This is a genomic window from Caldimonas tepidiphila (genome assembly GCF_003569765.1).
Taxonomy (GTDB): domain Bacteria; phylum Pseudomonadota; class Gammaproteobacteria; order Burkholderiales; family Burkholderiaceae_C; genus Caldimonas; species Caldimonas tepidiphila.
This window is the reverse complement of sequence record NZ_KZ983957.1, coordinates 69407-89435: the sequence shown is the minus strand read 5'-3', so window position 1 is coordinate 89435 and position 20029 is coordinate 69407. Positions and strand designations below refer to the sequence as shown.

Below are 20029 nucleotides of genomic sequence, written 5' to 3'. Positions count from 1 at the left end.
ACCGCTGCCATGCTGCGCAAGTTCCTGCCCCAGAAGCTCGACGCGATGCACTGGGCGCTGCTCGTCTCGCTCGGGCTGCACGCCGTGCTGCTGAGCGTGCGCTTCGTCGACCCGGAGCGCTTCGACCGCGTGTTCCAGGACACGCCGCTCGAGGTGGTGCTGGTCAACGCGCGCTCCAAGGAAAGGCCCGAGCAGGCCCAGGCGATCGCGCAGCTCAACCTCGCCGGCGGCGGGCAGGCCGAGCGCGGTCGCGCCACCTCGCCGCTGCCGCCCTCGGCCTTCACCGACCTCGGCGACGACACCGAGGAGGCGCGCCGCCAGATCCAGGCGATGCAGGAGCAGCAGAGCCAGCTGCTCGCGCAGATCAAGCGCGAGCTCGCCGCGCTGCCGCCGCCGACGCCCCAGGGCGAGCGCAGCCCTCAGCAGCAGGCCGAGGAGGAGCGGCGGCGCCAGCTGATGAAGCTGCTGGCCGAGATCGAGAAGCGCATCAACGAGGAGAACGCGCGCCCGCGGCGCAAGTGGGTGGCGCCGAACACGCGCGAGGAGGTCTACGCGGTCTACTACGAGCAGCTGCGCCGCCGCATCGAGACCCGCGGCACGCAGAGCTTCCCCGAGCACCAGGGCCAGAAGCTCTACGGCGAGCTGACGATGGTGCTGACGATCGACGCGCGGGGCCGGCTGGTCGCGACCGAGGTCGTGCAGCCCTCCGCGTCGCCGCAGCTCGACCGCCGCGCCGAGGCGATCGTGCGCGCCGCCGCCCCCTTCGGCAACTTCACGCCCCCGATGCGGGCGAACGCCGACCAGATCGTCGTCGTCTCGCGCTTCCGCTTCACGCGCGAGGACGGCATGGAAACCCGCCTACTCAACCCCCAGTGAACCCCGAGTGACGCGCATGGATCGCTACGCGGTGGCCGGCAACCCGGTCGAACACAGCAAGTCCCCCTGTATCCACGCCCGCTTCGCGGAGCAGACCGGACAGGCCCTCGAGTACACGCGGCTGCTGGTGCCGCTCGACGCCTTCGCGCCGACGCTGCGCGAGTTCGCCGCCGGGGGCGCGAAAGGCTGCAACGTCACGGTGCCGTTCAAGTTCGAGGCCTTCGCGGCCGCGGCCCGCGCCACGCCGCGCGCGACGCTGGCGCAGGCCGCCAACACGCTGCGCTTCGATGCCGACGGCTGGCTCGCGGACAACACCGACGGGGCGGGCCTCGTGCGCGACCTGCGCCACAACGCCGGCTTCGACCTCGCGGGCCGCTCGCTGCTGCTGATCGGCGCCGGCGGTGCGGCGGCCGGCGCGCTCGGGCCGCTGATCGAGGCGGGGCTGCGCCGGGTGGTCGTGAGCAACCGCAGCGCCGAGCGCGCGCAGGCGCTGGTGCAGCGCCACGCGGCGCTGGCGCAGCGCTGCGGCGTCGCGCTCGACGCGGCGACGCTCGACGGCTGCGGCGAGGGCTTCGACCTCGTCGTCAACGGCACCGCCGCAAGCCTGCAGGGTGCGGGCGTGCCGGTGTCCGGGCGGGTGCTGGCGCGCGGCGCGCTCGCGGTGGACCTGATGTACGGCCCGGCCGCGGTCGGCTTTCTGCAGTGGGCCGCCGAGCACGGCGCGCAGGGTCGCGACGGCCTGGGCATGCTGGTCGAGCAGGCGGCCGAGTCCTTCGCGCTGTGGCGCGGCGTGCGCCCGGACACCGCGCCGGTGCTCGCGGCGCTGCGCGGCGCCTGAGCGGACGGCGCCGGCATGATGGGGCTGGCCTCCATGCTGCTGCGCGTGCTCGGCCTGTGCGTGCTGGGCGTCGTCGCGCTGCAGCTCTATTTCCTCTTGCGCGTCGCGTCGATGGCCTGGATCGACCCGCAGTCCACCGCCTTCCAGCGCTCGGAGGCGGTGCGCATCCTGCGGGAGAAGGGCGAGCTGCCGTGGCGCCAGCAGTGGGTGCCCTACGCGCAGATCTCGCCGCACCTCAAGCGTGCGGTGATCGCCGCCGAGGACGCCGGCTTCGCCGAGCACAGCGGCGTCGAGTGGGAGGCGATCGAGAAGGCCTGGGAGCGCAACCAGCGCGCCGAGCAGCGCGTGCAGGCGCGGCGCACCTCCGGCAACGCGAGGCCCCCGAAGGTGGTCGGCGGCTCCACGATCACGCAGCAGCTCGCGAAGAACCTCTTCCTCTCCGGCGAGCGCAACCTGCTGCGCAAGGGACAGGAGTTCCTGATCACGCTGATGCTGGAGGCGCTGCTGTCCAAGGAGCGCATCCTCGAGATCTACCTCAATCACGTCGAGTGGGGCGAGGGCGTGTTCGGCGCCGAGGCCGCCGCCCGGCACTACTTCCGCATCGGCGCGACGCAGCTCTCGCCCTACCAGGCGGCGCGCCTGGCCGTGATGCTGCCGGCGCCCAAGCGCTTCGAGCGTCGCCCCAACTCCGCCTACGTCAGCGGCCGCGCGCAGGTGGTCGTCTCGCGCATGGGCGCCGTCGAGCTGCCCTGAGCGGAGCGGGGGCGGCCCGGTTGCCCGCATTGCCGTCCCCGGGTTGGACGGCGGCTCCCGCACGCCGGCGGTGGCCCTCCTAGAATCGGCGCCATGTCCCTGACCGCCGAAATCGCCGCCGCCGCCGCCCGACTGATCGTCGAGGACGGCATGGAATGGGGTCCTGCCAAGCGCCGCGCCGCCAAGATGGTCGCGCGCCACAGCGTGATGCCGGCCGAGTTGCCGGACAACGCGCTGCTCGAGCAGGAAGTGCGCGCCTATCTCGACATCTTCTGCGCCGACACGCAGCCCGCGGAGCTGGCGGCACTGCGCGCGCTGGCGCTGCGCTGGATGGAGCGGCTGGCCGAGTTCCAGCCCCACCTGAGCGGCGCCGTCTGGAGCGGCACCGCGACGCGGCGCAACGACATCTGGATCAACCTGTTCTGCGACGACCCGAAGTCGGCCGAGCTGACGCTGATCAACCGCAACATCCCCTACGAGGTCGGCAGCACCACCGGCTTTCGCGGCCAGACGGTCGACGTGCTGAGCCTGTCCTGCCCCTGCCCCGAGCTCGGCGAGACCGTGCTGCTGCACCTGACCGTCTACGACCGCGACGACCTGCGCGGCGCGCTGCGCCGCGATGCGCAGGGCCGCACCGAGCGCGGCGACGCGCGGGCGCTGCGCGCGCTGATGGAGTCGGCATGAAGCGCCGGGCCTGGCTGGCGGCCGGCGTCGCCGCCGCGGCGGGTGCGGCCGGCGCCGGCTTCGCATGGTGGCAGCGCCGCCCCTCGGCCGGCGCGGTTCCGGCGGACTTCTGGGCGCAGCGCTTCGAGACGCCGCAAGGCGACCCGCTGGCGATGGAGACGCTGCGCGGGCGCCCGCTCGTGATCAATTTCTGGGCCACCTGGTGCCCGCCCTGCGTCAAGGAGCTGCCCGAGATCGAGCGCTTCTACCAGTCCCGTCGCGAGCAGGGCTGGCAGGTGCTCGGCCTCGCCATCGACCGTGCCGAGGCGGTGCGCGGTTTCCTGCAGCAGACCCGGGTCAGCTTCCCGGTGGCCCTCGCCGGCCTCGGCGGCACCGAGCTGTCCCGCGGCCTCGGCAACAGTGCGGGAGCGCTGCCCTTCACCGTGCTGCTCGGCCCCGACGGGCGCGTGCGCGAACGCCGGCTCGGCCAGACGAGCTTCGAGGAGCTGAGCCGCTGGGCCGAGGCGAGGGATTGAGCCGTCTCAGCCGCCCTGGAAACAATTTCTGGTTTTTGTCTCGATTTGCGCGTAAAGTTCGGCCTTCGGCACAGATCGGGGCCCCGTCGGGCGCGTCCGCCTGTCCGCTTTCCTGCTTCGGGCACAGGCGCATCCAGGATGCCCCAGACGCCCGCTTGCGGTGAAAACAGGACCGGTTCCTCGCAGTTCGACCCAGTTGACCCCATCATGCCGGAAGTAGCGGCGCATCCCCGCCGCAGTGTCCCACGCATCCAGGAAGGTCGATGAAAGCGTCCCCTCCCCCGCCGGCCCCGCCGCGTCGGAGCCTGCTGTGCCGGCCGCCCCTGCATGTCGTGATGGGCCTGCCGCCGCCGCTGCTCTGACCTCCCCCTTCCCGCGAAGCCGTGCATCGCGCGGCGAACTGCACGCGACCGCCCCGAACAAGACCCCAAGCTGGAGAACGCCATGGACCTACGCAAGCTGAAGACCCTGATCGACCTGGTGTCCGAGTCCAACATCTCGGAACTGGAGATCACCGAGGCTGACGGCAAGGTGCGCATCGTCAAGTCCGACGGCTCGGCAAGCCCGGCCGTCGCGGCGCCCGCGCCGGTGGTGAGCGCCGCGGCGCCCGCGCCGGCGGCTCCGGCGGCCGCGCCCGTCGCCGCACCGGCGCCCGCCGCGCCCGCCCCGGCCCCGAGCGGCCACCAGGTCAAGTCGCCGATGGTCGGCACCTTCTACCGCTCCTCCAGCCCCGGCGCCAAGCCCTTCGTCGAGGTCGGCTCGACGATCAAGGAAGGCGAAGCGATCTGCATCATCGAGGCGATGAAGATCATGAACGAGATCGAGGCCGACAAGTCGGGCACCGTCACGCGCATCCTGTGCGAGAACGGCCAGGCGGTCGAGTACGGCCAGCCGCTGTTCATCATCGAGTAAGTCGCCGGGGCCCGCGTCGGGCCCCGACTCCCGCCCCCCCCCTCTCCTGGCGCCCGGCCGGCTGCTTCGTGCCGGCCGGGCGATTGAGCCGAGACCCATGTTCAAGAAGATCCTGATTGCGAACCGCGGGGAGATCGCCCTGCGGATCCAGCGCGCCTGCCGCGAACTCGGCGTCAAGTCGGTCGTCGTCTATTCCGAGGCCGACCGCGACGCGAAATACGTCAAGCTCGCCGACGAGGCGGTCTGCATCGGCCCGGCGCCGTCCGCGCAGAGCTACCTGCACATGCCCGCCATCATCTCGGCGGCGGAAGTCACCGACGCCGAGGCCATCCATCCGGGCTACGGCTTCCTGTCCGAGAACGCCGACTTCGCCGAGCGCGTGGAGCAGTCGGGCTTCACCTTCATCGGCCCGACGCCCGAGTCGATCCGGATCATGGGCGACAAGGTCTCCGCCAAGCAGGCGATGATCAAGGCGGGCGTGCCCTGCGTGCCGGGCTCCGAAGGGGCGCTGCCCGAGGACCCGAAGGAGATCGTGCGCATCGCGCGCCAGGTCGGCTACCCCGTCATCATCAAGGCCGCCGGCGGCGGCGGCGGGCGCGGCATGCGCGTGGTGCACACCGAGGCCGCGCTGATCAACGCGGTGCAGACGACGCGCGCGGAAGCGGGCGCGGCCTTCGGCAACCCGGCGGTGTACATGGAGAAGTTCCTCGAGAACCCGCGCCATGTCGAGATCCAGGTGCTCGCCGACCAGCACCGCAACGCCGTGTACCTGGGCGAGCGCGACTGCTCGATGCAGCGCCGCCACCAGAAGATCATCGAGGAAGCACCCGCGCCCGGCATCCCGCGCCGCATCATCGAGAAGATCGGCGAGCGCTGCGCCGCCGCCTGCAAGCGCATCGGCTACCGGGGCGCCGGCACCTTCGAGTTCCTGTACGAGAACGGCGAGTTCTACTTCATCGAGATGAACACCCGTGTGCAGGTCGAGCACCCGGTGACGGAGCTCGTCACGGGCATCGACATCGTGCAGATGCAGATCCGCGTCGCCGCCGGCGAGAAGCTGCCCTTCTCGCAGCGCCAGGTGGTGATGCGCGGCCACGCGATCGAGTGCCGCATCAACGCCGAGGACCCCTACAAGTTCGTCCCGAGCCCGGGCCGCATCACGATGTGGCACGCGCCGGGCGGCCCCGGCGTGCGCGTGGACAGCCACATCTACACCAACTACTTCGTGCCGCCGAACTACGACTCGATGATCGGCAAGATCATCGTGCACGGCGACACCCGCGAGCAGGCGCTGGCGCGCATGGGAATTGCCCTGTCGGAGACGCTGGTCGAGGGCATCCACACCAACATCCCGCTGCACCGCGAGCTGATGGTGGACGCCAAGTTCATCGAGGGCGGCACCAGCATCCACTACCTGGAGGGCTGGCTCGCCCAGCACAAGCGTTGATGCACGAACTGGTGTTGATGGCGGCGGAGGATCAGGTCGAGACCGTCTCCGACGCGCTGATGGAGCTCGACGCGCTGTCGGTCTCGGTCGAGGACGCCGACGCCGACACCGACGCCGAGCAGGCCCTGTTCGGCGAGCCGGGCCTGCCCGCGCCGCGCCCCGGCTGGCAGCGCTCGACGCTCAAGGCGCTGTTCGAGAACGAGGCGCAGGCGACCGAGGCCGCCACGATGCTGATGGCCCAGGACTGGTCCGAGGACATCCACCTCGTCGCGATCCAGCAGGTCGACGAGCAGGACTGGGTGCGCCTGACCCAGTCGCAGTTCGCGCCGGTGGAGATCACGCCCGAGTTCTGGATCGTGCCGAGCTGGCACAAGCCGCCCGACGCGGCGCAGCGGGTGATCCGGCTCGACCCGGGCCTGGCCTTCGGCACCGGCACGCACCCGACCACGCGCATGTGCCTGCGCTGGACCGCGCAGCAGGCGCCGCGGTTCGCGGCCGACTGGGGCCGCGTGCTCGACTACGGCTGCGGCTCGGGGATCCTCGCGATCGGCGCCGGCCTGCACGGCGCGCGCGAGATCGACGCGGTGGACATCGATCCGGCCGCGGTGGAGGCGACTCGCAACAACGCGCGGGAGAACGGCGTCGAGCTGCGCGCCGGCCTGCCCGAGCTGGCGGGCGGACGGTACGGGCTCGTGCTCGCCAACATCCTCGCCACGCCGCTGAAGCTGCTCGCGCCGCTGCTCGCCGGCCACGTCGCGCCCGGCGGCCACCTGGTGCTCGCCGGCATCCTCGCACGCCAGGCCGAGGAGCTGAAGGCCGCCTACGCCCCCTGGTGCGCGCTCGAGGTGAGCGACGAGCAGGAGGGCTGGATCCTGATGACCGCGCGCTTCCCCGCCGCGACCTGAACCCCGCGCCGCCCGGCGGCGCGGGCTCCGTCCCAGCCCGCAGGAGTGCGTGTCGTTACGGCATGTCTCCTGCATACTGTCGCCCCCATGAGCTTCGCCACCTCCTGTCCTTCGTGCGGCACCACCTTCCGCGTGGTGCGAGACCAGTTGAAGGTCTCGGAGGGCTGGGTGCGCTGCGGACGATGCGGCGAGGTGTTCTGCGCGCTCGACAGCCTGTTCGAGTTCGATCCCCAGGACACGCCCTCGGCGCCGGGCGGCGGAGCCGATGCCGGCACGGGTGAGGCCGCACCGCCCCCGCCCGCCGCGGCAGCGGCGGGCAGCGCGCAGCAAGCCCGGGCAGCCGTTGCGGCGCCGCCCGAGCCCCCCGCACCGCCTTCGGAACCGCCCCCTGCGCCGGCCGCCACGCCACACGACGAGGACGCGGACACGGTCCCCTTCGACGAGATCGGCCCCGTGGCGCCGCTCGCGCCCCGCGCCTCGCAGGCGGCGACTGGGCTCGGCGTGCCGCCGCCGGCCGCCTCCCCGTCCGCATCCGTTCTGCCCAAGGACCCGCCGCTCGCGGCACCGCGACCGCCAGGTGCCGCAGCGGCGCCCTCCTCGGTCGAGACGCCGCGGCGCGACGATGCCAGCCTGCTGCGCCCGGCCCGCCTGCTGGCGGCCCCGTCGGACGACGACGACGCGGCCACCAGCGCCGACGTGCTCGATTCGCGCTTCTTCGAGGACCAGGACGCCGACGCGGCCTGGCCGGCTCCCGGCGAGCCGGCCTCCGCCGGCCCGGAATTCAGCGATGCGCGCTTCAGCAGCACGCTGGGCGAGAGCGACTTCGAGCCCGCAGGCGCCGCCAGCGACGACTCCCCGACTGCGGCGCAGCTGGCCGTCGCCACCGCTGCCGCGGCCCCGGCAGAGGCTGCGGCGGCGGCAGCAGAGCCCGTGTCCGAGGCACGGCCGAGCCTGCCGGCCTCGCTCGAGAGCGAGGAGGCGGCCCAGCCGGGCTTCCTGAAACAGGCCCGGCGCGAGGAGCGCCTGAAGCGGCCGGCGGTGCGCGCCGCGATGGCGGCGCTCGCCGGCGTGCTGCTCCTGCTGCTGGCGCTGCAGGTCCTCGTGCAGCAGCGCGAGGTGCTGGCCGCCGAGGTCCCCGCGATGCGGCCCTGGCTCGAGGGCTGGTGCCGCCTGAGCGGCTGCGAGCTCGGGCCGCTGCGGCGCATCGACGACGTGGTGCTCGACCACAGCGCGCTGGCCGACGCCGCGCCGGGCGGCTCGGGCTACCGCCTGAGCCTGCTGCTGCGCAACCGCAGCGACGCGACGCTCGCGCTGCCGGCCTTCGAGCTGACGCTGACCGACACCTCGGGGCAGGTCGTGGCCCGCCGCGTGCTGCGCCCCGCGGACTTCGGCAGCGACGAGACCCGCATCGCGCCGCGCGCGCAAATCGCGCTCTCCATCGAGATCGACACGCCCGGGCGGCGCCTGGCCGGCTACACGGTCGAGACCTTCTACCCCTGAACCACGAAAGAAACGGCCATGTCTGCGCTGATCTGCGGCTCGCTCGCCTTCGACACCATCACGACCTTCCCCGGCCGCTTCGCCGACCAGATCCTGCCCGAGCAGATCCACATCCTGAACGTGTCCTTCCTGGTGCCGACGCTGCGCCGCGAGTTCGGCGGCTGCGCCGGCAACATCGCCTACACGCTGCATCAGCTCGGCGGCGAGCCGCTCGTGATGGCGGCGCTCGGCAGCGACGGCGCCGACTACCTCGCGCGGCTGCAGGACTGGGGCGTGTCCACCGAGTTCGTGCGCACGGTCGCCGACAGCTACACCGCGCAGGCGATCATCACGACGGACCGGGACAACAACCAGATCACCGCCTTCCATCCCGGCGCCATGCAGTGCGCGCACGAGACGGCGGTGGTCGCGAAGCCCGGCCTCGCGCTCGGCATCGTCGCGCCCGACGGCCGTGACGCGATGCTGCAGCACGCCGCACAGATGGCCGCGCTCGGCATCCCCTTCGTGTTCGACCCGGGCCAGGGCCTGCCGATGTTCGACGGCGCCGAGCTGCGCCGCTTCATCGAGCAGGCGAGCTGGGTCGCGGTCAACGATTACGAGGCGCGGCTGCTGTGCGAACGCACCGGCTCGAGCCTCGAGGAGCTGTCGCGCTCGCACCTGAGGGGCATCGTCGTGACGCTCGGCGCGCAGGGCTGCGAGGTCTGGGTGCAGGGCGGGCGCACGCACGTGCCCGGCGTCGAGGCCGCGGCCGTCGTGGACCCGACCGGCTGCGGCGACGCCTTTCGCGGCGCGCTGCTCTACGGCCTCGAGCGCGGCTGGGAGCTCGCGCGCTGCGCCGAGCTCGGCAACAAGGTCGGCGCGCTCAAGATCGCCTGCGCCGGCCCGCAGAACCATCGCATCGACCGCGCCGCGCTGGGCCTCGGCTGAGGCCCTCGCCGGCCGCTGCCGCGCGCGGCCGGAACGAAAAACCCGGCCGCAGCCGGGTTCATGACGCGAGCCAGGTCCCGCTCAGGGCTTGGCGCCGGTCGGGAAGGGCCAGGCGGCCTGCGGGCTCAGCGTGGTCTTCGCCGCCGGGGCGGCCGCGCTCTTCTTCGCCGCCGCCTTCTTCGCCGCGGGAGCCTTCTTCGCCGCAGGGGCCTTCTTCGCGGCCGCCTTCTTGGTGGGCGTCGCGGCGGTGTCGGCCACCACCGCCTTCGCGGCCGTCTTCGTCGCCGCGGTGGCGCTCTTCTTCGCAGCCGCCTTCTTCGCCGGGGCCGCGACCGCCTCGGCAACTGCCTTCTTCGCGGCCGGCGCCTTCTTGGCCGCGGCCTTCTTCGCCGGGGCCTCGACCGCCGCGGCAACTGCCTTCTTCGCAGCCGGTGCCTTCTTTGCCGCGGCCTTCTTCGCCGGCGCTGCGGGCGCCTCGGCCACGGCCTTCACGGCCGCCTTCTTCGCCGCCGCCTTCTTCGCCGGCGCGGCCGCCTTCTCGGCCACGGCCGGCGCCGCCGACTTCTTCGCAGCGGCCTTCTTCGCCGCAGCCTTCTTGGCCGGTGCCGCGACGGCCTCGACCGGCGCCGCCGCCACGGTCTTCTCCGGTGCGGCCTTCTTCGCCGCGGTGGCCTTCTTGGCCGGTGCCGCCTTCTTCGCGGGGGCCTTCTTTGCGGCCGCTTTCTTTGCAGTTGCCATGACGAATCTCCTTGATCAAGTGGCAAAGAGCGCCATACCCCCCGGGGGGGCACGGCGATTCACCGCCGGACGGTCTGCCAGGATGGGACCGGCCGGTACGGCAAATAAGGGCGCCCGCCGCGGCGCCCGCGCCCTGCGCGGCCGCTCGTGGCGGGTCGATCGGATGCTCTCGTTCAAGACCTGGAGTGCGCCCATCCGCAACGCGTCAATCCCAGGACAGCGCGCCGCCGGACTGGTACTCGATCACGCGCGTCTCGAAGAAATTGCGCTCCTTCTTCAGGTCGATCATTTCGCTCATCCACGGGAAGGGGTTTTCCTCGTTCGGGAACAACTCCTCCAGGCCGATCTGCGTCGCGCGACGGTTAGCGATGTAGCGCAGGTAGCCCTTGAACATCGAGGCATTCAGGCCCAGCACGCCGCGCGGCATCGTGTCCTCGGCGTAGCGGTATTCGAGCTCGACCGCCTTCAGGAACAGCGCCTTGATCTCCGCCTTGAATGCCGGCGTCCACAGCTGCGGGTTCTCGAGCTTGATCTGGTTGATCAGGTCGATGCCGAAATTGCAGTGCATCGACTCGTCGCGCAGGATGTACTGGTACTGCTCGGCCGCGCCCGTCATCTTGTTCTGGCGGCCGAGCGCGAGGATCTGCGTGAAGCCGACGTAGAAGAACAGGCCCTCCATCAGGCAGGCGAACACGATCAGGCTCTTGAGCAGCGTCTGGTCGTTCTCGAGCGTGCCGGTATTGAAGTTCGGGTCCATGATCGCGTCGATGAACGGGATCAGGAACTCATCCTTGTCGCGGATCGACGCCACCTCATGATAGGCGTTGAAGATCTCGCTCTCGTCGAGGCCGAGCGACTCGACGATGTACTGGTAGGCGTGCGTGTGGATCGCCTCCTCGAAGGCCTGGCGCAGCAGGAACTGGCGGCATTCGGGCGCGGTGATGTGGCGGTAGGTGCCGAGCACGATGTTGTTGGCCGCGAGCGAATCGGCGGTCACGAAGAAGCCGAGATTGCGCTTGATGATGCGGCGCTCGTCATCGGAGAGGCCGTTCGGGTCCTTCCAGGTCGCGATGTCGCGCGACATGTTCACCTCCTGCGGCATCCAGTGGTTCGCGCAGGTGGCGAGGTATTTCTCCCAGGCCCACTTGTACTTGAACGGGACGAGCTGGTTGACGTCGGTCTGGCCGTTGATGATGCGCTTGTCGGCGGCGTTCACGCGACGCTCGCTCGCCGCATGCATGCTGGCGCGATGGGCGGCAGCGGTCGAATCGGAAGCGGAGGGAATCGGAGCGGAAGGCTGGGATGCGGGGACGGCGGAACGTGCCTGTCCGGCGGAGCTCGACGCGGGGCTGAACGGGGGAGGTGTCGAGGACTGTTCTTCTTCCCAAACCAACATGGTGGACTTCCTGTAGAGGCGAATTATCAGAGCGACAGGGTGCAAACACCAAGCGTTTATTGGCCGCAGGCGGCCGCGATGTCGCGGCGATACCCTGCCTGCGGGCCTCGAATGGTGCGCATCCTGAAAAGGAAATGGCGATGCGCCGCGGGTCCGGCGCGATGCGCTGCAAAGGCATCGCAGCGCGCCGGACTTTCAGCGCATCACTGGCAGGCTTCGCAGCCCGGGTCGTCGATCGAGCAGAACTTGATATCGGTGGCAGGCTCGGCCGCTGCGACTTCGATCGGCGCGGCAGCCACTGCCTCGACCGCTGCAGACATCGCAATCGGCGTGCCGCCGCCATGCGCCGACACCGCGTTGAGCTGGCCGGCCTTCACGGTCGACTTCTCGGCGTGCGTCGCGCCCATCGTGCGCAGGTAGTAGGTCGTCTTCACGCCGCGCAGCCAGGCGAGCTTGTAGGTCTCGTCGAGCTTCTTGCCCGAGGCGCCGGCCATGTAGATGTTCAGCGACTGGGCCTGGTCGATCCACTTCTGGCGACGCGCCGCGGCCTCGACCAGCCACACCGGCTCGACCTCGAACGCGGTGGCGTAGAGCGCCTTGAGCTCCTCGGGCACGCGGTCGATGCGGCGCAGCGAGCCGTCGAAGTGCTTGAGGTCCATGACCATGATGTCGTCCCACAGGCCGAGCTTCTTGAGGTCGCGCACCAGGTACTCGTTGACCACGGTGAACTCGCCCGACAGGTTGGACTTGACCGACAGGTTGCCGAAGCAGGGCTCGATCGACGCGTCCACGCCGATGATGTTGGAGATCGTCGCGGTCGGCGCGATCGCCACGCAGTTCGAGTTGCGCATGCCGTGCTGGGCGATGCGCGAGCGCAGCGCGTCCCAGTCCAGCGTGATCGAGCGATCGATCTCGACGTAGCCGCCGCGCGCCTCGGCGAGCAGCTCCAGCGTGTCGAAGGGCAGGATGCCGCGGTCCCACAGCGAGCCCTTGAAGCTCGAATAGCGGCCGCGCTCGGCGGCGAGCTCGGTCGAGGCCCAGTAGGCGTAGTAGCACAGCGCCTCCATCGAGCGGTCGGCGAACTCGACCGCGGCGTCGGATGCGTAGGGCACGCGCAGCTGGTACAGGCAGTCCTGGAAGCCCATCAGGCCCAGGCCCACCGGGCGGTGGCGCAGGTTCGAGTCGCGCGCCTTCTTGACCGCGTAGTAGTTGATGTCGATGACGTTGTCGAGCATGCGCATCGCCGTCGCCACCGTCTTCTTCAGCTTGTCGTGGTCGATCGCGCCGTCACGGATGTGCTGCGCGAGGTTGACCGAGCCGAGGTTGCACACCGCGATCTCGCGCTCGTTGGTGTTGAGCGTGATCTCGGTGCACAGGTTCGACGAGTGCACCACGCCGGCGTGCTGCTGCGGGCTGCGCACGTTGCAGGCGTCCTTGAACGTGATCCAGGGATGGCCGGTCTCGAACAGCATCGAGAGCATCTTGCGCCACAGGTCCTTGGCCGGCATCTTCTTGAAGAGCTTGATCTCGCCGCGCTCGACCTTCTCTTCATAACGCGTGTAGGCCGCCTCGAAGTCCTTGCCGAACTTGTCGTGCAGGTCCGGGCAGGTCGCGGGCGAGAACAGCGTCCAGTCGCCGCCCTCCATCACGCGCTTCATGAACAGGTCCGGAATCCAGTTCGCGGTGTTCATGTCGTGCGTGCGGCGGCGGTCGTCGCCGGTGTTCTTGCGGAGTTCAAGGAACTCCTCGATGTCGAGGTGCCAGCTCTCCAGGTAGGCGCAGACCGCGCCCTTCCTCTTGCCGCCCTGGTTGACCGCAACCGCGGTGTCGTTGACGACCTTGAGGAAGGGAACCACGCCCTGGCTCTTGCCGTTGGTGCCCTTGATGTGGCTGCCCAGCGCGCGGACGTTGGTCCAGTCGTTGCCCAGGCCGCCGGCGAACTTCGACAGCAGCGCGTTGTCCTTGATCGCCTCGTAGATGCCGTCGAGGTCGTCGGGGACGGTGGTCAGGTAGCAGCTCGACAGCTGCGAGCGACGCGTGCCCGAGTTGAACAGCGTCGGCGTCGAGCTCATGAAGTCGAAGGACGACAGCAGGTCGTAGAACTCGATCGCGCGCGCCTCGCGGTCGATCTCGTTGAGGGCCAGGCCCATCGCGACGCGCATGAAGAAGGCCTGCGGCAGCTCGATGCGCTGGCCGTCGACGTGCAGGAAGTAGCGGTCGTAGAGGGTCTGCAGGCCCAGGTAGTCGAACTGCAGGTCGCGGTCGGCCTTGAGCGCCGCGCCCAGGCGCTCGAGGTCGAACTGCAGCAGCTTCTCGTCGAGCAGCTCGGCCTCCACGCCCTGCTTGACGAAGCCGGGGAAGTAGTCGGCGTAGCGCGTGTGCATCTCGGCCTGCATGACGTCCTCGCCGAGGATCTCGCGGCGGATGGTGTGCTGCAGCAGGCGGGCCGTGACGCGGGTGTAGCCGGGCTCCTTCTCGATCAGCGTGCGCGCGGCCAGGATCGCGGCCTTGAACACCTCGTCCAGCGACACGCCGTCGTAGAGGTTGCGGCGCGTCTCGGCCAGGATCGGGGCGGGGCTGACCTCGGCGCCGAGGCCGGCGCAGGCCGACTCGACCAGCGCCTGCAGCTTGGGCAGGTCCAGCGGCACGCGCTGGCCCTTGTCGATCACGTACAGCGAGCTTTCCTGCACCGCCGGCTGCTGCGGCGCCTGGCGCGCGCGCTCCTGCGCGCGGCGCTCGCGGTACAGCACGTAGGCGCGCGCGACCTCGTGGTGGCCGCCGCGCATCAGGCCGAGCTCGACCTGGTCCTGCACGTCCTCGATGTGGAAGGTGCCGCCGCTCGGGCGCGAGCGCACCAGCGCGCGCACCACCGCCTCGGTCAGGCCGTCCACCGTCTCGCGCACGCTTGCCGACGCCGCGCCCTGCGTGCCGTGCACCGCGAGGAAGGCCTTCATCAGCGCGATGGCGATCTTGTTCGGCTCGAAGGCGACGACCGCGCCGTTGCGGCGGATGATGTGGTAGGCGGCGTAGGCGGCCGAGGCGGCGGCGGCGCCGGGCTGGACGGACGCGGTCGCTGCGGCGGCAGTGGCGTGCGAGGTGACAGCTTGCATGGATTCCCCTGTATGCGATGAACGCTGGAAGGCGGACGGCAGGCGCGCGCCTTCGGGGCGCTGCGCAGGCCGGACGGTGTGGTGTCCCGGGACCGCGGCCGACCCGACTGCAGCCGGCCGCTCGGGACGGGCTGGGGTGGGGCGCGGACGGCACCGGCGGGCGCGGCGGCAGCCTGGAAGGCGGTGCCGGCGTCGCTCCCACCGGGTGGCGGGGGCGCGAGAATACCACGACGAGACACTATATCTAGTGTCCCGGGCCTGCTCAAGACCCCAGGTATAGCGTCAGTGTTGACGAAAACCCGGCTTTCGGGCAGGACAGCCCAGGCACGGGATCCTCCGGGCGCACGGCCGCGGGAGAGTCCTGGCGCGACTCAGGGAGCGAGCGGGAAGAAGCGCTCGGCGGGCCAGCCGACGGCGCGGCACAGGCCCGGCCAGTCGAAGGCGGCGCCAGGATCGCGCTTGCGCCCGGGCGCGACATGCTCGTGCCCGGCGACCAGGGAGACCGGGTAGCGCTGCGCGAGCGCCTGCAGCAGCCGCGCGAGCGCCGCGTACTGCGCGGCCTCGAAGGGCGTGTCCTCGAGGCCCTCGAGCTCGATGCCGATCGAGTAGTCGTTGCAGTTGTCGCGACCGCGCAGGCTCGAGCGGCCGGCGTGCCAGGCGCGCTCGTCGCACGACACGAACTGCAGCAGCTCGCCGTCGCGGCGGATCACGAAGTGTGCCGAAACCTCGAGGCCGCGGATCTGCCGGAAGTAGGGATGCGCGTCCCAGTCGAGCCGGTTCGTGAAAAGCTGCTCGATCCCGGGCCCGCCGTACTGCCCCGGCGGCAGGCTGATCGAATGGATCAGCGCGAGATCGACGACGGCGTCCGCAGGCCGCGGGCCGAAGTTCGGCGAGGGACGGCGGCGGGCCGCACGCAGCCAGCCTGCGTCCCAGTCGCCACCACCCGGTGGCGGCGCCCCCTCGTGGGGAGCGCTCATGCGCCGCCCTCCTCCAGCGCCGCGAGGTCGATGCCGTGCTCGGCCACCTGCACGCCGAGCCGCGCCATGCGGTAGCGCATCTGCCGCAGCGACAGCCCGAGGCTGGCGCCGGCGGCGGTGCGGTTGAAGCGGTGCTGCTCGAGCGCGCGCACGAGGATGTCGCGCTCGACGCTGTCGAGATAGGCGGCCAGGTCGCTCGGCAGAGGCGGCTGGTCCGCCGCCGCTGCATCCCGCGCCGCCGACAGCGGTGCCGGGGCGTCGAGCTCGGCGAGGTTGGAGTCGGCGAAGGCCACGTCGGGCAGGCCGAGGTCGGGCACGTCGATCCATTCGCTGCCCGACAGCGCGACGGCGCGGTGCAGCAGGTTCTCGAGTTCGCGCACGTTGCCCGGGAAGGCATAGCGGCCGAGGTGGTCCAGCGCGGCGGGCGTCAGGCGCGGTGGCGGCCACACGCCGGCGTCCTGCGCGATGCGGTGCAGCAAGCCGTCGCAGATGTCCGGCAGGTCCCCGGGCCGCTCGCGCAGCGCGGGCACGCGGATCTGGATCACGTTGAGCCGGTAGTACAGGTCCTGGCGGAAGCGCCCCTGCTGCACCTCGCTGGCGAGGTCCTTGTGCGTCGCGCTCACGAGCCGCACGTCCACCGGCATCTCGCCGATCGCGCCCACCTGCCGCACCGCGCGCTCCTGGATCGCGCGCAGCAGCTTGGACTGCATTGCCAGCGGCAGGTCGCCGATCTCGTCGAGGAAGAGCGTGCCGCCGCGCGCGGCCTGGAAGAAGCCCTCGCGGTCCTCCTGCGCGCCGGTGAAGGCGCCCTTGCGGTAGCCGAAGAACTCGGCCTCGAGCAGGTGCTCGGGGATCGCGCCGCAGTTCACGGCGATGAAGGGCTGGCCGCGCCGCGCGCTGACCTCGTGGATCGAGCGCGCGACGAGCTCCTTGCCGGTGCCGGACTCGCCGTTGACGAGCACCGGCGCCATGCTGCGCGCGACCTTCTCGATCAGCTCGCGCACCTGGCGCATCGGCGCGGAGGTGCCGACCATGCGCTCGAGCGTGCCGCTGCCGCCGGTGACGAGCACCGCCGCCGGCGCACGGCCGCCGCCCGCCCGGCGACCCAGCGCGGGCGCGGGCACGGCCGAGCTCGCGGCTGCGCCCGTCGAGGGCGAGCGCAAGGCCGGGGACGGCCGACCGGTGGCCGAGGCCACGACGGCGCGGAACTGCTTCAGGTCCACGGGCTTGGTGAGGTAGTCGAAGGCGCCGGCCTTGAGCGCCTCGACCGCGTTCTCGGGCGAGCCGAAGGCGGTGATGACCACCGCCTTCTCGCCGCGGCCGGCCTGCTCGAGCCGCCGCAGCAGGTCCATGCCCGAGCCGTCGGGCAGGCGCATGTCGGTGATCACCGCGCTGTAGCTGCGCTCGGCGAGCCGCGCCCAGGCCTCCTGCACCGACGCCGCGGTCTCGACGTCGTAGCCCTCGCGCAGCAGCGTCAGCTCGTAGAGCGTGCGCAGGTCGGGTTCGTCGTCGACCACCAGCAGTTTGTAGGGGGTGGCGGAACTCATGGAGCGGGAGCGGGACTGGGATGGGGCGCCGGGAGGGCTTCGCGACGCATGATCAGGAAGAACTCGTTGCGCGCCTGGTGCTTCGAGCTGCGCAGCCGGTAGTCGATCGAGACACCGTAGCGCGTACATATTTCCTTGCAAATATACAGGCCGAGTCCGGTGCCGCGGCTGCGCGTCGAGAAGAAAGGCTCGAACAGGTGATTTTCCACGTCGGGCGGGATCGGCGGCCCGTCGCTGGCAACGCACAGCTCGACCAGCTCCGCCCCTTCCGCGTGCATGCGCAGCTCGATCGAGCCGGGCGTGCGCGTCGCATGGCGGCAGGCGTTGTCGAGCAGGTTCACGAGCACGCGGCGCAGGTGATCGGGCTCGAACACGACGCCGAGCGGCTCGGGGGGAAGATCCAGGCGCAGCGGCCCGTCCGCGCCGGCCGGCAGCCGCGCGGTCCCGGCCCATTCGCGGCAGACCGCGCTGACCAGCGCCGTCGCGTCCACCACGGCGGCCGGCGGATGCTGGCCCGAGGCGACGTCCATCACGTCGTCGACGATGCGCTTGAGCCGCTCGACGTTGTCGGCCACCATCTGCGTGAGCTGGCGCTGCGACGCGGTCACCGCGTCCTCGGCCATCAGCTCGTTGGCCTGCGCGATCGCCGCGAGCGGATTGCGGATCTCGTGCGCGATGCCCGCCGACACGCGCCCCATCGCGGCGAGCTTCTCCTGCCGCAGCCGCGCCTGCACGTCGCGCAGGTCCTGCAGGAACATCACGCAGAGCTCCTCCGGGCGCGGCGAGGCCTGTGGCCGCGTGAAGCGCATGCGCACCCACAGGTTGCGGGCCCGGCCCTCGCCGAACTGCAGCACCAGCTGGCGCCCCTCCTGCGGCCAGCTCCCTGCCGCGAAGGCCTGCTGCACGACCTCGAACAGCGGCAGCCAGACCGCCGAGAACTTCAGGTGGAAGGGTGCCGGCTGCGCGCTTCCCTCGGCTTGGATCAGGCGCCGCGCGGCCGGGTTGGCGGCGCGCACGCGGCCGTGCCGGTCGGCCACCAGCACGCCGTCCTGCATCTCCTCGATCACCAGCCGGTTGAGCTGGGCCTGCTGGCGCGCCAGCTCCAGGCTGCCGCGCGCGGCGAGCTCCTGCCGCGCCAGGCGCGAAGCCAACTCGCCGGCGAGCAGCGCGATGACGAAGAAGCCGCTGCCGACCAGGCCGCTCTGCGTGATCAGCAGCATCGGCTCGCCGCCGGCGAGCACCTCCGCCCAGGACTGCGCCAGCAGCAGCAGCGAGACGGCGGCCGTCACCGCCAGCGCCGCGGGCCGCGGCGTCAGCACGCCGGCCATCAGCACCGGCAGCACCAGCAGCGGCACGAAGTTCAGCACCGAGCGCGGGGCGAGCAGGTGCAGCGCCCCGAAGGTCAGCAGGTCCAGCCCGATCGTGCCCAGCCACTGCCCGCGCCTCAGCCGGGGCAGCGTCGGCTGCATGCGGCGCAGCCACGGCAGCATCCAGGCCGACACCGTCGCCACCGCATACGCCATGCACACGAGCAGCACCCAGTCCGGCCGACCGTCGACGAAGACCTTGCCGGCCACCTGCGTGGCGAGCAGCAGCACGCCGACCGCGGCGCGCGCGGCCAGGAAGGCGCCGAGGACCCGCGCGAAGGAGGGATGCAGGCCTCCGTCGGGCGCGGCCGCGCCCGCGAGGCCCGAGTCGCCGCCGAGGATCTGCGTGTCGCGTCCCACCCCGAAGGCGCTCGGCCAGGCCTCCTCCTCGGCGCGGCGCGCGTCCGTGCGGGAGGCGTCCCGGGCGCGCCACCAGTTCCGCCAGCCCATCGGCGGCGTCACCGGGGAGGCCCGGCGCCGCGGTGCGCCTCGCAGCAGTAGGGCTCGCCGGCCGGCCCGGGCAGCGCCTCGTCGCGCGGCACGTGCACGCCGCAGCGTGCGCAGGCGACGATCTCCCGCGGCGAAGCGTCCCGGGCTTGCGGCGCTGCCCCGGCGTCGGCACCGCCGCGGCCGGGGCGCGGCCGCAGCAGCCACCACAGCAGCGCAATCACCGCGAGGAGGATCAGGACCTTGGTCATGCCGTCCTGCTCAGGCAGCGGCGCTGCGGTGAGACAGCAGCACCTCGATCACGAAGCGCGAGCCGACGTAGGCCAGCAGCAGCAGCGCCGCACCGGTGTAGAGCCAGCGCGTGGCGCGCCGGCCGCGCCAGCCGAAGGCGTGGCGCCCGATCAGCAGCGCGGCGAACACGCCCCAGCCGAGCACCGAGAACACCGTCTTGTGGTCCCAACGCCAGGCCGACGCGAACCACCAGCCGAACAGCAGCGCCGCCGACAGCACCGCGAAGCCCGCGGCGACGAAGCGGAAGGTGAGCTTCTCGAGCGACAGCAGCGGCAGGCCGAGCGGCTTGGGCGCCACCGCGCCGCGCTTGAGCCGCATCTGCCGCTCGGCGTTCGACAGCAGCGCCGCGTGCAGCACCGCCGCGCCGAACAGGCCGTAGGAGGCGATGCCGAGGAACCAGTGCAGCGGCGCGAGGCCGGAGCCGTCGCGATGCGGGTGCAATTCGCCCGGGAACAGCAGCATCAGCAGCACCGCCGCGGCGCCGCAGCCCGCCAGCACGCGCCGCATGCCGGGCAGCGGCACGAAGCGGCTCTCGACCGCATAGACCGCCAGCACCAGCCACAGCGTGACCGACAGCGCCGGCGCGAAGCCGAAGCGCGTGCCGGCGGCGACGCCGATGCCCGCGGTGTCGAAGACGATCGCCAGGCCGTGCGCGGCCCAGCCGACCAGCAGCGCCCAGCGCAGCGCCTGCGCGCCCGCGTCGCTGCGCATCACGGCGGCCGCATAGGCGGCCAGCGCCACCAGGCTGGCCGCCACGGTGGGCATCGATGGCGGCAGGGCCGTGCCCCAGAGCCCGGAA

General features: G+C 71.6%; 18 protein-coding genes. 10 read left to right on the top strand and 8 right to left on the bottom strand.

All coding sequences use genetic code 11. The features are described 5' to 3' along the window. Nucleotides 1-9 precede the first annotated feature (9 nt). The 10 genes from D3A59_RS00395 (at nt 10) to D3A59_RS00350 (ending at nt 9357) form a co-directional block, all read left to right on the top strand. A complete protein-coding gene (locus tag D3A59_RS00395) occupies nt 10-876 on the top strand; it encodes an energy transducer TonB (RefSeq protein ID WP_119152953.1) in 867 nt (288 codons plus the stop codon). Between the two features lie 16 nt (nt 877-892). Next, entirely contained in the window at nt 893-1714 is an 822-nt protein-coding gene (aroE, locus tag D3A59_RS00390; protein WP_119152998.1) for a shikimate dehydrogenase, read from the top strand. 15 nt (nt 1715-1729) lie between these two features. Further along, a complete protein-coding gene (mtgA, locus tag D3A59_RS00385; protein ID WP_119152952.1) occupies nt 1730-2467 on the top strand; it encodes a monofunctional biosynthetic peptidoglycan transglycosylase in 738 nt (245 codons plus the stop codon). Between the two features lie 93 nt (nt 2468-2560). Further along, on the top strand, nt 2561-3151 hold the full coding sequence (locus D3A59_RS00380) for a hypothetical protein (RefSeq protein WP_119152951.1): 591 nt from the start codon (nt 2561-2563) through the stop codon (nt 3149-3151). After that, nucleotides 3148-3666, top strand: coding sequence for a TlpA disulfide reductase family protein (locus D3A59_RS00375; protein ID WP_119152950.1), 519 nt, complete (start codon nt 3148-3150; stop codon nt 3664-3666). The genes D3A59_RS00380 and D3A59_RS00375 overlap by 4 nt, the downstream gene beginning before the upstream one ends. 444 nt (nt 3667-4110) lie before the next feature. Next, nucleotides 4111-4578 carry an acetyl-CoA carboxylase biotin carboxyl carrier protein gene (gene accB, locus D3A59_RS00370; RefSeq protein WP_119152949.1) on the top strand — a complete coding sequence of 156 codons (468 nt, stop codon included), beginning with the start codon at nt 4111-4113 and terminating at the stop codon, nt 4576-4578. A gap of 97 nt (nt 4579-4675) precedes the next feature. Beyond that, nucleotides 4676-6025 carry an acetyl-CoA carboxylase biotin carboxylase subunit gene (gene accC, locus D3A59_RS00365; RefSeq protein ID WP_119152948.1) on the top strand — a complete coding sequence of 450 codons (1350 nt, stop codon included), beginning with the start codon at nt 4676-4678 and terminating at the stop codon, nt 6023-6025. After that, a complete protein-coding gene (gene prmA, locus D3A59_RS00360) occupies nt 6025-6930 on the top strand; it encodes a 50S ribosomal protein L11 methyltransferase (RefSeq protein WP_119152947.1) in 906 nt (301 codons plus the stop codon). The genes accC and prmA overlap by 1 nt, the downstream gene beginning before the upstream one ends. Nucleotides 6931-7017: 87 nt before the next feature. Beyond that, nucleotides 7018-8430 (top strand): zinc-ribbon and DUF3426 domain-containing protein, encoded by a 1413-nt coding sequence (locus D3A59_RS00355; RefSeq protein ID WP_119152946.1) that lies wholly within the window; start codon nt 7018-7020, stop codon nt 8428-8430. Between the two features lie 18 nt (nt 8431-8448). Next, nucleotides 8449-9357 (top strand): carbohydrate kinase family protein, encoded by a 909-nt coding sequence (locus D3A59_RS00350; RefSeq protein WP_119152945.1) that lies wholly within the window; start codon nt 8449-8451, stop codon nt 9355-9357. Nucleotides 9358-9438: 81 nt separating this feature from the next. On the opposite strand, the gene D3A59_RS00345 is transcribed toward D3A59_RS00350, so the two are convergent. From D3A59_RS00345 to D3A59_RS00310, 8 genes are all read right to left on the bottom strand, one after another. Continuing rightward, the gene (locus D3A59_RS00345; RefSeq protein ID WP_119152944.1) at nt 9439-10095 is read right to left on the bottom strand and encodes a histone H1; all 657 of its coding nucleotides are present in this window, start codon (nt 10093-10095) and stop codon (nt 9439-9441) included. Nucleotides 10096-10300: 205 nt separating this feature from the next. After that, entirely contained in the window at nt 10301-11491 is a 1191-nt protein-coding gene (locus tag D3A59_RS00340) for a ribonucleotide-diphosphate reductase subunit beta (protein ID WP_119152943.1), read from the bottom strand. 203 nt (nt 11492-11694) lie between these two features. Then, entirely contained in the window at nt 11695-14601 is a 2907-nt protein-coding gene (locus tag D3A59_RS00335) for a ribonucleoside-diphosphate reductase subunit alpha (protein ID WP_119152942.1), read from the bottom strand. Between the two features lie 371 nt (nt 14602-14972). Continuing rightward, a complete protein-coding gene (gene ampD / locus D3A59_RS00330; RefSeq protein WP_119152941.1) occupies nt 14973-15578 on the bottom strand; it encodes a 1,6-anhydro-N-acetylmuramyl-L-alanine amidase AmpD in 606 nt (201 codons plus the stop codon). Next, the gene (locus D3A59_RS00325; RefSeq protein ID WP_119152940.1) at nt 15575-17125 is read right to left on the bottom strand and encodes a sigma-54-dependent transcriptional regulator; all 1551 of its coding nucleotides are present in this window, start codon (nt 17123-17125) and stop codon (nt 15575-15577) included. The genes ampD and D3A59_RS00325 overlap by 4 nt, the downstream gene beginning before the upstream one ends. After that, complete coding sequence (locus D3A59_RS00320) at nt 17122-18942, bottom strand: sensor histidine kinase (RefSeq protein ID WP_119152939.1); 1821 nt, start codon at nt 18940-18942, stop codon at nt 17122-17124. Before D3A59_RS00320 ends, D3A59_RS00325 begins: the two co-directional genes overlap by 4 nt. 8 nt (nt 18943-18950) lie before the next feature. Continuing rightward, nucleotides 18951-19190, bottom strand: a complete 240-nt coding sequence (locus D3A59_RS00315) for a PP0621 family protein (RefSeq protein ID WP_119152938.1) — start codon at nt 19188-19190, stop codon at nt 18951-18953. 10 nt (nt 19191-19200) lie between these two features. Beyond that, entirely contained in the window at nt 19201-19995 is a 795-nt protein-coding gene (locus D3A59_RS00310; protein WP_240635867.1) for a cytochrome C assembly family protein, read from the bottom strand. Nucleotides 19996-20029: the final 34 nt, after the last annotated feature.